The organism is Loktanella sp. DJP18, assembly GCF_049310965.1.
Classification (GTDB): domain Bacteria; phylum Pseudomonadota; class Alphaproteobacteria; order Rhodobacterales; family Rhodobacteraceae; genus Loktanella.
Genome location: NZ_JBMERN010000012.1, coordinates 40,808 through 54,384, shown reverse-complemented (window position 1 = coordinate 54,384; position 13,577 = coordinate 40,808). Strand labels below are relative to the sequence as shown.

At 63.9% G+C, this 13,577-nt stretch carries 14 protein-coding genes; 7 read left to right on the top strand and 7 right to left on the bottom strand.

Features of this window, described 5'->3' with window-relative positions:
* Window positions 1–97: 97 nt before the first annotated feature.
* The 4 genes from ACOI1H_RS05635 to ACOI1H_RS05620 all read right to left on the bottom strand — a co-directional run bounded on the left by ACOI1H_RS05635 (window position 98) and on the right by ACOI1H_RS05620 (window position 4,658).
* On the bottom strand, window positions 98–2,521 hold the full coding sequence (locus tag ACOI1H_RS05635) for a GcvT family protein (protein ID WP_422435807.1): 2,424 nt from the start codon (window positions 2,519–2,521) through the stop codon (window positions 98–100).
* A 9-nt stretch (window positions 2,522–2,530) separates the two neighbouring features.
* On the bottom strand, window positions 2,531–3,421 hold the full coding sequence (locus tag ACOI1H_RS05630; RefSeq protein WP_422435806.1) for a homocysteine S-methyltransferase family protein: 891 nt from the start codon (window positions 3,419–3,421) through the stop codon (window positions 2,531–2,533).
* A complete protein-coding gene (locus tag ACOI1H_RS05625) occupies window positions 3,414–4,103 on the bottom strand; it encodes a LysE family translocator (protein WP_422435804.1) in 690 nt (229 codons plus the stop codon). Before ACOI1H_RS05625 ends, ACOI1H_RS05630 begins: the two co-directional genes overlap by 8 nt.
* An 87-nt stretch (window positions 4,104–4,190) precedes the next feature.
* The gene (locus tag ACOI1H_RS05620) at window positions 4,191–4,658 is read right to left on the bottom strand and encodes a GAF domain-containing protein (RefSeq protein ID WP_422435802.1); all 468 of its coding nucleotides are present in this window, start codon (window positions 4,656–4,658) and stop codon (window positions 4,191–4,193) included.
* 235 nt (window positions 4,659–4,893) lie between these two features.
* Here ACOI1H_RS05620 and ACOI1H_RS05615 point away from each other — a divergent pair, with 235 nt between their 5' ends.
* From ACOI1H_RS05615 to ACOI1H_RS05605, 3 genes are all read left to right on the top strand, one after another.
* Entirely contained in the window at window positions 4,894–6,471 is a 1,578-nt protein-coding gene (locus ACOI1H_RS05615) for a gamma-glutamyltransferase family protein (protein WP_422435800.1), read from the top strand.
* 112 nt (window positions 6,472–6,583) lie between these two features.
* Window positions 6,584–7,063, top strand: a complete 480-nt coding sequence (locus ACOI1H_RS05610; RefSeq protein WP_422435799.1) for a c-type cytochrome — start codon at window positions 6,584–6,586, stop codon at window positions 7,061–7,063.
* 1 nt (window position 7,064) lies between these two features.
* Window positions 7,065–7,943: a c-type cytochrome gene (locus ACOI1H_RS05605; protein WP_422435798.1), complete on the top strand. Its 879-nt coding sequence runs from the start codon at window positions 7,065–7,067 to the stop codon at window positions 7,941–7,943.
* On the opposite strand, the gene hspQ is transcribed toward ACOI1H_RS05605, so the two are convergent.
* Entirely contained in the window at window positions 7,944–8,270 is a 327-nt protein-coding gene (hspQ, locus tag ACOI1H_RS05600; protein WP_422435796.1) for a heat shock protein HspQ, read from the bottom strand.
* Window positions 8,271–8,487: 217 nt separating this feature from the next.
* Here hspQ and ACOI1H_RS05595 point away from each other — a divergent pair, with 217 nt between their 5' ends.
* The gene (locus ACOI1H_RS05595) at window positions 8,488–9,072 is read left to right on the top strand and encodes a lytic transglycosylase (RefSeq protein WP_422435794.1); all 585 of its coding nucleotides are present in this window, start codon (window positions 8,488–8,490) and stop codon (window positions 9,070–9,072) included.
* 51 nt (window positions 9,073–9,123) lie between these two features.
* On the opposite strand, the gene dps is transcribed toward ACOI1H_RS05595, so the two are convergent.
* Window positions 9,124–9,603 (bottom strand): DNA starvation/stationary phase protection protein Dps, encoded by a 480-nt coding sequence (dps, locus tag ACOI1H_RS05590; RefSeq protein WP_422435792.1) that lies wholly within the window; start codon window positions 9,601–9,603, stop codon window positions 9,124–9,126.
* 189 nt (window positions 9,604–9,792) lie between these two features.
* Between dps and ACOI1H_RS05585 the strand changes: the two genes are divergently transcribed.
* Entirely contained in the window at window positions 9,793–10,395 is a 603-nt protein-coding gene (locus ACOI1H_RS05585; RefSeq protein WP_422435791.1) for a LolA family protein, read from the top strand.
* A gap of 3 nt (window positions 10,396–10,398) precedes the next feature.
* Here the strand turns inward: ACOI1H_RS05585 and ACOI1H_RS05580 are convergent, their stop codons facing one another.
* Entirely contained in the window at window positions 10,399–11,619 is a 1,221-nt protein-coding gene (locus ACOI1H_RS05580) for a urate hydroxylase PuuD (protein ID WP_422435789.1), read from the bottom strand.
* 67 nt (window positions 11,620–11,686) lie between these two features.
* Between ACOI1H_RS05580 and puuE the strand changes: the two genes are divergently transcribed.
* On the top strand, window positions 11,687–13,090 hold the full coding sequence (gene puuE, locus ACOI1H_RS05575) for an allantoinase PuuE (protein ID WP_422435787.1): 1,404 nt from the start codon (window positions 11,687–11,689) through the stop codon (window positions 13,088–13,090).
* Window positions 13,087–13,569, top strand: coding sequence for an ureidoglycolate lyase (locus ACOI1H_RS05570; protein WP_422435785.1), 483 nt, complete (start codon window positions 13,087–13,089; stop codon window positions 13,567–13,569). Before puuE ends, ACOI1H_RS05570 begins: the two co-directional genes overlap by 4 nt.
* The last annotated feature ends 8 nt before the right edge of the window (window positions 13,570–13,577 follow it).

Below are 13,577 nucleotides of genomic sequence, written 5' to 3'. Positions count from 1 at the left end.
GCATGGGTTCCGTCCGGGACGGGCGACCAAGTGACGGGACGTGCTGTCCGCCACTGACGCCGATGCTCCCTAAGTGGGTCGGACAGAGACCAGCGGATCAGGCCCTCATACGCGCGCCGGTCGGATCGTAGAATGGCTTCAGGCTCGCCTCGGCCCGCACCTGTCGGCCCATGACGTCGATCTCGTATGTGCTGGCCAGAAGGTCCGCCACGGTTTCCCCGGCGCAGGGGATGTAGCCCATGCCCAATGCCGCGCCGAAGGTGTGACCATACCCCCCGGACGTCAGGTGGCCGACGACGCGCCCGTCGCGCAGCACCGGTTCGTTGTGATATAGCAGTGGCTCGGGTTCGGTCAGGCGGAACTGGACTAGGCGGCGCCTCAGCCCCGCGTCCTGCCGTCGCAGCACCGCATCGCGCCCGATGAAGGCGGGCTTGTCGGTCTTCACCGCGAACCCCAGCCCCGCCTCGAGCACGTGATCTTCGCTGCTGATGTCGTGGCCCATGTGACGGAACCCCTTTTCCAGCCGGGCACAGTCCATCATGTGCATCCCTGCCAGCTTCAACTCGTGATCCTGTCCGGCCTCCCACAATACCTCGAACGCATGGGCGGCCATGTCGGCGCTGACATAGACCTCCCACCCCAGCTCTCCCACGTAGGACACGCGATGCACACGGGCGAGGCCCAGGCCAAGCTCCACCTCGTGCGCCGTGCCGAAGGGCGCGTCGACGGCATCGGGCGACACCGCGCGCATCAGGTCGCGGGCGCGCGGACCCATGACGGCCAAGACGCCTTCGGCTGCGGTCATGTTGGTGATGACGACGCTGAAATCGCCAGCGTGCCGCAGCATCCACGTCTGGTCGTTCAGCCGCGCTATGGCGGGAGTCACGACCAGATAGGCGGTCTCGCTCAGGCGGGTGACGGTCACATCCGCCTCGATCCCCGCCTGCGTGTTCAGGAATTGCGTATAGACGATCCGCCCCCGTGCGACGTCCATCTGCCCGCCGCAGATATGGCTGAGGAACGCGCAAGCGTCACGCCCTTCCACCCGGATCTTGCCGAAGGACGACATGTCATACATCGCCACACCCCCGCGCACGGCGGCAAGCTCTTGCGCCACGTTGGGAAAGAAGGTCTGCCGTTGCCAGCTGTAGGCGTATTCCGGTGTCTGGCCTGCGTCCGCGAACCAGTTGGCGCGTTCCCAGCCAGCCAGTTCACCCATTACGGCACCCCGGTCCAGAAGATGCCGATGGAACGGAGAGCGACGGATGCCTCGTGCAGTGACCTTCTGCCGGTAAGGGAAATGGTCGGCATAGAGCAGGCCCAGCGTTTCCGTGCTGCGTTCGCGCAGGTAGCGCGCATTGCCCTGGAACGGCTGCATCCGCGCGATGTCGACATCACCCAGATCGAAAGGCTTCTCTCCCACCTCCATCCACTGGGCCAGCGCCATGCCGGCCCCGCCAGCGGACTGGATACCGATCGAATTGAAGCCCGCCGCGACCCAGACGTTGTCCATCCCCGGACACAGGCCAAGGTGATAGGCGTCATCTGGGGTAAAGCTTTCAGGCCCGTTAAAGAATGTGTGGATGCCCACATCCGCCAGCATCGGCATCCGGTTGACGGCGGCGGCGAGGATTGATTCGAAATGGTCGAAATCCTCGGGCAATTGATCGTACTCGAAATCGGCAGGGATCGGCCCCCAGGGCTTTGCCACAGGCTCGAAGGCCCCCAGCATGATCTTGCCGGCGTCCTCCTTGTAGTAGGCACATTCGTCGGGCACGCGCAGGACCGGCATCTGGGTCAGGCCGGGCACGGGTTCGGAGACGATGTAGAAATGCTCGCACGCCTGAAGCGGGACGTTGGTGTTCAGCATCCGTCCGACCTGATGGCCCCACATTCCCGCGCAGTTGACGACGTGATCACAGGCTATTTCGCCGCGGTCGTGGGCGGTCTGCCAGTGGACACCGGCGATGCGCTGCCCTTGCCGGGTGACACCGGTGACCAGCGTATTCTCGGCAATGACGGCACCGCGTTGACTGGCACTCTTGGCCAAAGCGCGGGCAATGTTGCCGGGGTCGCCCTGCCCATCCTTCGCCAGATATACTCCCGCCAGCACATCGTCGCAGCTCAGATGCGGATAGCGGGCCTTGACCTCGTCCGGGCCGATCTCCTCGATCTCGACCCCGAAGGCGCGCGCCATGCCGGCCGCGCGATAGATTTCCTCGCGGCGTTCCGCGGTCAGCGCGACAGTGATCGACCCCACGCGCCGAAAGCCGGTGGCCATGCCGGTCTCGGCCTCCAGCGATCCGTAAAGTTCCTGACTGTATTTCGCCAGCCGTGTCATGTTGGCCGTCGCCCGCAGTTGCGCGATCAGCCCGGCCGCATGCCAAGTGGTGCCGCTGGTCAGTTGCTTGCGCTCCAGCAGCACCACGTCGCGCCACCCCAGTTGCGTCAGGTGATAGGCCACGGAACAGCCGATGATGCCGCCCCCGATGATGACGACGCGGGCATGGGTGGGCAGCATGGCGACCTTTCAGACGATGGTGTGGCCCGCGGCGCGCAGGGCGTCGGCGAGCGCGCGAATGTGGGCGGGGCCGACTTCGCAGCAGCCCCCGACGATGGTGGCCCCGGCATCGACCCAGCGCAGGGCATGTGTGGCGTAGGCCGCAGGCGACAGGTCGCGGCTATGCAGGGCGGCGACAGTCGGCTTGTCCTCGAGGAATTCTGCCGTGATCCTCCCGAACCCGTTGGCATAAGCCCCGCAGGGCAGGGGTCCGCGGGATAGGATCGCAAGCGTCGCGTGGATTGCCTCTGGCGCAGAGCAGTTGACGAGAACGGCAGAGGCACCTTCGTTCGCGATGGGCAGGATGCCCCCCACAGGCTCCCCGGACCGCAGGCGCCGCCCGTCGCGGTCGTCCACGGTGATCGACAGCCAAACCGGCTTGCCCGCCTGTTTCGCCCCGTCCAGCACGGCGCGGGCGTGGGCCAGGGATGCGACCGTCTCGCACAGGATCAGGTCGCAGGCCGGTGCGAGGATCTGCGCGATCTCGGCGTAAAGAGGCACCGAAATATCCTGCTTGGGGTGGATGTCGGGGCGATAGCTGGCGATCAGCGGCCCGATGCTGCCGGCGATGCGTCCCGAGCCGTGGGCGTCGCGGGCCGCCTGTGCCTCCCGCAGCGCACAGGCGTGCAGGGCCTCGAATTGCGCCTCCATCCCGGTGCCGTCCAGCCTGTCGCGGTGGACGGCATAGGTGTTCGTCGTGGCGATGGTGGACCCGGCGGCAAAGTAATCAGCGTGAACCTGTTGCACCAGCCCGGGATGGTCGATCATCACCTGCGTCGACCACAGGGGCGTCGGTGCATCACCGGCACGATGCACCAGTTCTTGCCCCATGCCACCGTCCAGTAAGGTGATGTCAGTCATGCGGATGTCCTTTTGCTGAAAATGTCTCGATTGCCATCGCACCCGTCGTCGCCACATCGAAAATCTTCTGTCGGGGTGTGTGGGGGCCGGCCAGCAGCACACCGTAGACGATGAAACACAGCGCCAGCAACCGCCGGAACCACGTGTTGAAGACGGCCCCCAGCGCAGCGCGTCCCAGAACGGCGCCCAGCGCGGTATAGGTCGTGTAGCTGATGGCCGTCAGGGTCAAGGCCGTCGGCACGATGACCCGCATCTGCGCCATGATCGGCACGTCGGGCTGCACGAACTGAGTGAAGGCGGCAAGGTAGCCCGCGACGGATTTGGGGTTGATCGTGGCGATCAGAAGGCTGCGCAGATAGATCGACCCGGCCGGGCGGTCGATATCCTTCGGGGCCTCGCCTGCGCGCAGCCAGCCGCGCACGCCGGTCCAGATCAAAAAGGTGGCTCCGACCAGCTTTGCCACGGTAAAGGCCGTCGGCGATGTCGTCAGCAGCGCGGTCACACCAAGCGCGGACAGGGCCAGGAACAGGCATGCCTGCGTCAGAATACCCGCCACGCCCGGCCACGCCCGCCAGAAGCCCAAGGTCATGCCGTTGGTGATGCAATTCACCGCGTTCGGCCCCGGCGTCGTCACGAAGACGACCCAGAACAGGGCGAAAACGGTCCAGGCCTGATAGGTCATCGCACGCTTGCAGCCGTCTCCATCCTGTTTCGCACCTCGCCATGGTCCCAATCAAATGCAAGCCCGCCCCGGAGGGGGCCTGCGATATTATCCCGGACGCACGGTCGCGAAGGTCGTGGCAAGGATCGCCGACAGTGCGGTCGCGTCGGTCTGATCGAAGGCGTCCGGCTGGTTGCTGTCGATGTCGAAGACTCCCAGCAGCGCGCCGTCCGCGCCAAAAACCGGAAGAACAATTTCTGACCGGGTCGAGGACGCGCAGGCGATATGTCCGGGAAAGGCGTCGACGTCAGGCACAAGCTGCACCTGCCCGGTCCGCGCGGCCGCCCCGCAGACGCCCCGGCTGAACGGGATGACAAGGCAGCCGTGGCCACCCTGATATGGCCCGATCTTCAACAGCGCGGGTCCGGTGACGCGGTAGAAACCGGTCCAGTCAAAACGGTCATCGGCATGATGCACCTCGCAGGCAACGGTGGCCATCAAGGCGACGGCGTCGGTCTCACCTTCCGTCAAGGCGGCGATGGTCTGGGCGAGGGTCGCATAATCAAGCTGGGTCATGGTCCGTGACTACCGCCTTATTGCTGTCCGAAAAAGCCCAGAAAAGATCATGCGACGGACCGAAGGGTGACGCAGCGGCAGGTCAAAAGTGTGTCGTAGCTGCAAAAGCTTCCCCGGCACTGCGTCGTAAAGCCCCCACCCAGTGGCGCAGTGCCGGTCTTTCGCCAAAAGTCCGATTGTCTTTCCCTGTGAAATCCCTGACTTTCCGGTCAAATCACCAAGGGGGGAAGACTTGATGCGCGATTTCCAGATACCGGGGCGGTCGCCCACCTTTGCCGAAAACGGCATGTGCGCCACCTCTCATCCCCTGGCCGCCAAGGTCGCGATCCAGATATTGGAGGCCGGCGGCAATGCGGTCGACGCAGCCGTTGCGGGTGCCGTTCTGCTGGGAATCTGCGAACCGCAGATGACGGGTATCGGCGGTGATTGTTTTGTCCTGGTGACGCCGCCGGGGTCGGACACGATCCATGCGCTGAACGGGTCCGGTCGCGCACCTGACGCCTATTCCGCTGCCGATCTGCGCGCGAAGGGTCATAAGACCGTCCCCGTCAGCGACCCCGCCGCCGTGACGATCCCCGGTGCTATCGATGCCTTCTGCACACTGTCGCAGGATTGGGGCAAGCTGGGTCTGAAAGCCGTTCTGGCCCCTGCGATCCATTATGCAGAGGCGGGCGTTCCCGTCAGCCCGCGCGTGTCGTTCGACTGGGGCAACGATTCGGGCGTTCTGCAAGGCGGCGCGCGCGACCGCTACATGGTGAACGGCAAGGTGCCGAAACCTGGCCAGATGTTCCGCGCGCCCGATCAGGCCCGCGTGCTGCGGCTGATTGCCGAACACGGCCGCGCCGGGTTCTACGAGGGCGAAGTGGCCGAGGATATGGTTGCCTCGCTGAACGCGGCGGGTGGTGTTCACGCACTGGACGACTTTGCGCAGACTCAAAGCACCTGGGGCGATCCGGTGCAGGGCGGCTATGGCGGCCTTGACCTGTACGAGCACCCGCCGAACGGGCAGGGGGCCACGGCCATCCTGATCCTGAACATCATGTCGCAGTTCGACATCGCAGGCATGGATCCCTGGGGGTCCCAGCGCGTGCATATCGAGGCGGAGGCGACAAAGCTGGCCTACGACACGCGCAACCGCTTCCTGTCCGATCCCGACCACATGACGCGGCTGGATCACATGCTGTCGATGGAGACGGCAAAGAAGCTTGCCGCGCTGATCGACCCGAAAAAGGCGATGACGGTCGATCTGCCGGGGGCAGAGGCGGTCCACAAGGACACGATCTACATCACAGTAGTGGACCGCGACCGCATGGCGGTATCGCTGATCTATTCGATCTTCCATGGCTTCGGGTCGGGTATCGCCTCGGACAAGTTCGGCATCCTGTTCCAGAACCGCGGCGCGGGCTTCAGCCTGACCGAGGGCCACCCGAACGAAGGTGCCCCCGGCAAACGGCCGATGCACACGATCATTCCGGGTATGCTGCAAAAGAGCGGCAAGACCCATATGCCGTTTGGCGTCATGGGCGGGGCCTATCAGTCCACTGGCCACGCGCGATTCGTCAGCAACATCACCGATTTCGGGCTGAATCCGCAAGCGGCCATCGACGGCCCCCGCAGCTTTGCCGAAATGGGGCAACTGAAGGTCGAACGCGGCTACGACAACGCCGTGCGCGCCGAACTGGCCGAGCTGGGGCATGAGGTCGTGACCCCTGAGACGGCGATCGGTGGAGCGCAGGCGATCCTGCTGCGCGACGACGGCGTGCTGCAGGGCGGGTCCGACCCGCGCAAGGACGGCTGTGCGCTGGGATACTAGGCGCGACCCCTGCGCGCGGCACACAATGTCGTGAGCGGAGAACCCAGTATTGACGTCGATGCCACTGCCTCGTGTAGCCTTGTCGCAAACCAACCCAGCAACAGGAGACGACATGGCAAAGATTGCAAGACTGACCGGCGCACTTGCGCTCGGTGGCCTGATGGCTACGGCCGTTCTGGCCGAAAGCCATATCGACCCCGCCGTGCAGCGGGCGGTCGATGCGCGGCAAGCGCACATGACGCTCTATTCGTTCAACCTCGGCACACTCGGTGGGATGGCGCAGGACAAGATTCCCTATGACGCTGCCATGGCCGGAACGGCGGCGAGCAACCTCGCCGCGCTGGGCAGCGTCGATCAGGCCGGATACTGGATCGAAGGCACCGACGCCGGCACGATCGAAGACACCAGGGCCAAGGCCGAGATATGGACGGACATGGCCGACTTCGAAGAAAAGGCAATGGCGCTGACCAACGCATCCGCTGCCTTGGCCGAGGTCGCAGGCACCGATCTGGACAGCCTGAAGGCGGCCTTTGGCGATGTCGGCAAGGCCTGCGGGGCCTGTCACGAAACCTATCGCGTGTCCGACGATTAGGATGCGGCGGGCGCTGACCGGGCTTGCGCTGGCCAGTATCGTGGTGGTGATCGGCGGGGCCGTGGCGACGCGGCCCCAACCGCTGCCGGACGACGCACTGGCCGGACTGACACCGGACCCCGAACGCGGCGCATTGGTCTTTGCGGCTGCGGGGTGTGCGTCTTGCCATGTGGCGGAGGACGGGCCTGACGATGTGTTGTCCGGCGGCAAGGCCTTCGTCAGCAGTTTCGGCACCTTCTATGCGCCCAACATTTCCCCCGACCCGGACCAGGGCATCGGGGATTGGACCGACGCGCAGATCGCCAGCGCCATCATGCGCGGCGTCGGGGCCGACGGCGCGCATCTCTACCCCGCATTTCCCTACACCGCATACGCCAAAGCCGACCCTCAGGACGTGACCGATCTGATCGCGCATCTGCGGACGTTGCCCGCCGACCAGACACCGTCCAAGGCACACGACATCGGCTTTCCCTTCAACATCCGCGCAACGCTTGGCGTGTGGAAGGCACTTTATCAGCGTGACGGTTGGATCATGGCGGATGCGCCGGACCTAGAACGCGGCCGCTATCTGGTCGAGGCGTTGGGTCACTGCGGCGAATGTCATACCCCGCGCGACGCCCTGGGCGGCCTGAAGACCGAGGCATGGTTGTCCGGCGCGCCCAATCCATCGGGTGAAGGCCGCATTCCGAACATCACGCCCGGCGGCCTGTCATGGTCCGAAGGCGAGATTGCGGAATACCTGTCCAGCGGCTTTACGCCGGATTTCGACACGGCAGGCGGGACGATGGCCGAGGTTGTGAAGAACACGGCCAAACTGCCGGACAGCGACCGAGCGGCCATTGCGGCCTACTTGAAGGCTGTCCCGGCGGTCGGCGACTGATCAGTTCAGCTGCACTTGAAGCGGGTAATGCCCATCCTCGAACGGACCGAACAGATCGGGAAGGTCGGGGTGCTCGACCGGTTCGCCGGAATAGTCGGCGACAAGGTTCTGTTCGGACACATAGGCGACGTAAAAGCTTTGATCGTTCTCGGCCAGCAGATGGTAGTAGGGCTGATCCTTGGCCGGACGCGACTCTTCCGGAATAGCCTCGTACCAAGCGTCGGTGTTGGAAAACATCGCGTCGACGTCAAAGACGACACCCCGAAAGGGATGCTTGCGGTGTCTGACAACCTGACCGAGATGATACTTCGCGCGCGTCTTGAACATGAATGCAAATACCCCCGCTTCGTAAGTAAACGCGATTGCCACAAAAAGTCCACAATTGGCGTAGGGTTAATGCGGAAACAGTCTGTTAGCCCTGCCCGCACCGGCGGGATGTCGCGACTCCTTCAATTCGTGATCGATGCCCTTGGCCTTAACCGTTCACAAACCGGGTCTTTCCGGCTATGATGGTAAAAAATAAAAGACGAAAAGCGAGAGGCAGATGAGCAGTTTCTTTCGCGCACTGGTGTTGCTTGCGTTGCTGGGGTCTTGCGGCAGCCGCGAGTATTCAGCACCGCGCGACCTGGACAATGCGTGCAACATCCTGACGGAGCGGCCGGAATATCGCCGCGCCTTCAAGGCAGTCGAACGGAAGTATGGCGTGCCGATGCCCGCCATGATGGCGATCATTTACCAGGAATCCAAATTCATCGGTAATAACCGCCCGCCGCACCAGTATGCGCTGGGGGTGATTCCCATCGGCCGCCAGTCTTCTGCGATGGGTTATTCGCAGGCACTTGATGGCACGTGGGAAGAGTATCGGCAGGCCAGTGGCAATCGCCGCGCCAAGCGCGAGGACATCAAGGCCGCGTCGGATTTCATGGGCTGGTACATGGTCGCAACCGTCCGGGAAACCGGGGTGCCGCTGACCGACGTGCGCAACCAGTATCTGGCCTATCACGATGGGCGAACCGGTTTCAAACGCGGCACGTGGCGCAGCAAGAGCTGGCTGATTCGGATCGCCGGAGAGGTAGAGGCCCGCGCCTTGCTGTATGACGCGCAGCTGCGTTCCTGCCGCAAGCGCTAGAAACGCATAACGCGCCGCAGAGAGCGGCGCGTCCTGACGTGGTCAAGTCGTTCAGGTCGGCGCGTTCGCCCCGATGAACCAGGCGTCCTTGTCCAGCGCCCGGCTGACTTCGGTCAGCACGTCCGCAGTATCTTCGTCACCGGCGTCGCCCGCCTCGTCGATCCCCTTGCGGACCTTCTTGCCGACGCTCAGGAACCGGTCCTTCAGCGCTTTGATATGCGCGGTGATGTCGTTTTCCTCGACCGGATAGGCGTCCATCTCTGCCGTCTCGATAACGACTTCCAGCGTGCCGCGTGCAAATCCGCCAAGGATGACGGCCCGTTCGGCCATAGTATCCGTGCTTTCACCGAGACGCGCCGATACGTCGTCCAGCAATTCATGCACGCCGATGAAACCGGAGCCCTTCAGGTTCCAGTGCGCCTGTTTGACCGACAGCCGCAGGGCGATGGTTTCGGCGACACAAGCGTTCAGCACGTCCACGGATTTCTTGCGGGCCTGGCCGTCGAGGCCGTCAACGAAAATATCTGGCATGGGAATTCTCCTTCAATCGCGGCAGAGCCATCCGCCGCTTCACGCATACAATGCGGCAACCCCGGCGCTTGTTCCCAAAGCGGCTAGCCGCTGACCCGCTGGCGCTATCGCATGTCAGCGCCCATATCGGCATGGAAGACGCCAGACCGCCGCCCTATGTCGGTGGTCAAGCAACACAAGGTGAATGCCATGAACAGACGCACCCTTCTTCTTTCGGCCGCAGCACTTGCGCTGGCCGGCGGGGCCGCGCAGGCGCAGCAGCTGTCCCTGAACGAGGTCTCGGCCTATCTGAACCAGCTACAGACCGCGCAGGGCGGGTTCACGCAGATCAACGGCGACGGGACGCTGTCGACCGGCCAGATCTACATCAAGCGTCCGGGCCGCATCCGGTTCGAATATAATGCGCCCGACAACAGCCTTGTCCTTGCGGGCGGCGGGCAGGTCGCCGTCTTCGACCCCAAGTCGAACACGCCCGCTGATCGCTATCCACTGAACCAGACGCCGCTGAACATCATCCTTGAACGCAACGTCAACCTGGGACAGGCGCAGATGGTGACGGGTCACACGTCGGACGGCACGACGACGACAATCACGGCGCAGGACCCGGCGCACCCGGAATACGGCAACATCCAGATGGTATTCACCGCCAACCCGGTCGAGCTGCGCCAATGGATCGTCACCGACGACGTGGGAGAGCAGACGACCGTGATCCTGAACGACCTGGCGCAGGGCGGCAACATCGGCGATGGCCAGTTCAACATCCAGGCCGAGATGGGCCGTCGCGGCCAGTAAGCGTCAGGAGGCGGCGCGGAACCAGCGGGCCAGCACCTGCCGGTCCGCGTCGCTGATCCCGGTCACGTTGGCGGGCGGCATCGCGTGGCTGATGCCCGCCTGCACATAGATGTCGTGGGCATGTCGCGCGATATCGGCATCGGTCTCGAGGAACACACCCTTCGGGGCCCAGCGAATGCCGTCCCAGACCGGTTCGCGCGCGTGGCACATCGAACACCGGCCCTGCACGATCTGCGTCGCGTCAGCAAAGCCCTCAGCGTGGGCATAGCGGTCTTCTGTCGGCGTCAGGGCGCGCGCCTCTGATTCCTCATAGGTCTCATGCCCCGGATAGGTCGACAGCCACGCCATCACGATGAAGATGATGACCGTCGCGGCCCAGGTCCACGTCGGCTTGCCTGTGCGGGCGTGCATGGAATTGAAGTAGTGCCGGATCGTGACGCCCAGCAAGAATACCAGCGCCGCGATGATCCATGCATATTGCGTGCCAAAGGCCAGCGGATAGTGGTTCGATAGCATCAGGAAGATGACCGGCAGCGTCAGGTAATTGTTGTGCGTGCTGCGTAGCTTGGCGATCTTGCCGTATTTCGGGTCCGGCTTGCGTCCTGCTTTCAGGTCCGCCACCACGATCCGCTGGTTTGGCATGATGATCAGGAACACGTTCGCCGTCATGATCGTGGCGGTGAAGGCCCCCAGATGCAGCAGCGCCGCGCGCCCGGTAAAGACCTGATTGTAACCCCAGCTCATCACCACCAGCATCGCGAACAGCAGCAGCATCAGGCCCGTGGGCCGTTCGCCCAGCGGTGATTTGCACAGGAAATCGTAGATCACCCAGCCCACCGCCAGCGACGCGGCTGATATGACGATGCCCTGCCAGATCGACAGGTCCGCCTTGGCCGGGTCGATCAGATACAGGTTCGCGCCCGCCCAGTAGACGACCATCAGCAAGGCAAAGCCTGTCAGCCAAGTCGCGTAGCTTTCCCACTTGAACCACGTCAGATGCGCGGGCATCGCCTCGGGTGCGACAAGATACTTCTGGATGAAATAGAAGCCGCCCCCGTGGACCTGCCATTCCTCGCCGTCCGCCGGGCCGGGAATGTCCCGGTTCAGGCCAAGGTCGAGTGCGATGAAATAGAAGCTGGACCCGATCCAGGCGATCGCCGTGATGACGTGCGTCCACCGCACGGCAAAGGCCAGCCATTCCCACAGAATTGCCATGTCATACATCGGTTTGCCCTCTCGCCTCGCCCGGAATTGACGGTATAAACGGAGGACTCCAAGAGAAAGACCTGAAATGACCCGCTACCCCCGCGACATGATCGGCTACGGCGCACAAACGCCAGACCCCAAGTGGCCCGGGGGTGCGAAAATTGCCGTCCAGATCGTCGTGAACTACGAGGAAGGCGGCGAAAACAACATCCTGCACGGCGATGCGGCATCCGAAGCCTTCCTGTCCGAGATCGTCGGTGCCGCCGCCTGGCCCGGCCAGCGCCACTGGAATATGGAGACGATCTACGAATACGGCGCGCGCGCGGGATTCTGGCGTCTGCACAGGCTGCTGCACGACCTGCCCGTCACGATCTTTGGGGTGGCCACCGCGCTGGCCCGCAGCCCCGACCAGATGGCGGCGATGCAGGATGCCGGGTGGGAAATCGCGTCGCATGGTCTGAAGTGGATCGAATACAAGGCCGCGCATGAGGACACCGAACGCGCCCACATCCAGCGCGCGATCCGTCTGCATGCAGAGGTCACGGGCGAGAGGCCTCGCGGCTTCTACCAGGGCCGCGCCTCGATCAATACGATCCGGTTGGCGGCCGAAGAATGCTTCGACTACCTCGCCGACAGTTACGCCGACGACTTGCCCTACTGGATGGAAATCGGCGACCGCGACCAACTGATCGTGCCCTACACGCTGGACGCCAACGACATGCGTTTTGCCACCCCGCAGGGGTTCAACGCCGGCGACCAGTTCTTCGATTACCTGCGCGCCAGTTTCGATGCGCTCTATCGCGAAGGGCTAGAGGGGCAGGCCAAGATGATGTCCGTGGGCCTGCACTGCCGCCTTGTCGGCCGGCCGGGCCGTATCGAAGCGTTGCGCCGCTTCGTCGAATATGTCCGCGGTCACGACGCGGTCTGGTTCGCGACCCGTGCCCAGATCGCGGACCACTGGCGACAGCATCACCCTCATGTGCGGCGCGACCGCCCCAGCCAATTGGCCAAGTCAGCCTTTGTGGAAAGGTTCGGCAGCGTATACGAACACTCCCCTTGGGTGGCCGAACGGGCGCACGGCATGGAATTGGGCGCGGCGCACGACACGCCGGGCGGCCTTGCCAACGCCCTGGCCCGTGCGTTCCGGTCGGCCGCAACAGAGGATCGGCTGAAGGTCCTGCGCGCCCATCCGGACCTTGCGGGCAAGCTTGCCGCTGCGAAACGCCTGACCGTTGACAGCACGTCGGAACAGGCAGCGGCCGGGCTGGATGCACTGACCGACATCGAGCGCGACACCTTCCATAAGGCGAACGCCGCTTATGTGGCCAAATTCGGTTTTCCCTTCATCATCGCGGTGCGGGACCACACGAAGGACAGCATCCTGCGCGCGTTCGAGCAGCGCTTGCAGAACACGGTCGAACAGGAATTCGCAACGGCGAGCGGTCAGGTCGAACGCATCGCGGAACTGCGGTTGCGGGCGCTGATGTGATCGTCGCAACGCCGCTGACCGCCGCCGCCTTCGCCCCTTTCGGCGACGTGCTGGACGCCCGCGGCGACCCCGACAAGCTGATCAACGCCGGCCTTTGCGAACGGTATCACGACCGCGCAAGGCTCGACTTCGGAAACGGACGTGCCGGGATCAGCATATTCAATGCCGCACCCCGCAGCCTGCCCTATAAATGCGACCTTCTGGAACGCCATCCGGATGGATCGCAGGCCTTCATCCCGATGACACAGAACCCCTTTCTGGTCATCGTTGCGCCGGATGAAGACGGCACACCCGGCGTGCCGCTTGCCTACATCACCACGCCCGGACAGGGGATCAACCTGCACCGCGGCATCTGGCACGGTGTGCTGACCCCGCTGCACGCCCCCGGCCTCTTCGCCGTGATCGACCGCATCGGCGATGGTGCCAACCTCGAAGAAGTCAACGTGCCGCCCTTCACGGTCCACCCTTCCTCTGGTTGAAAATATCC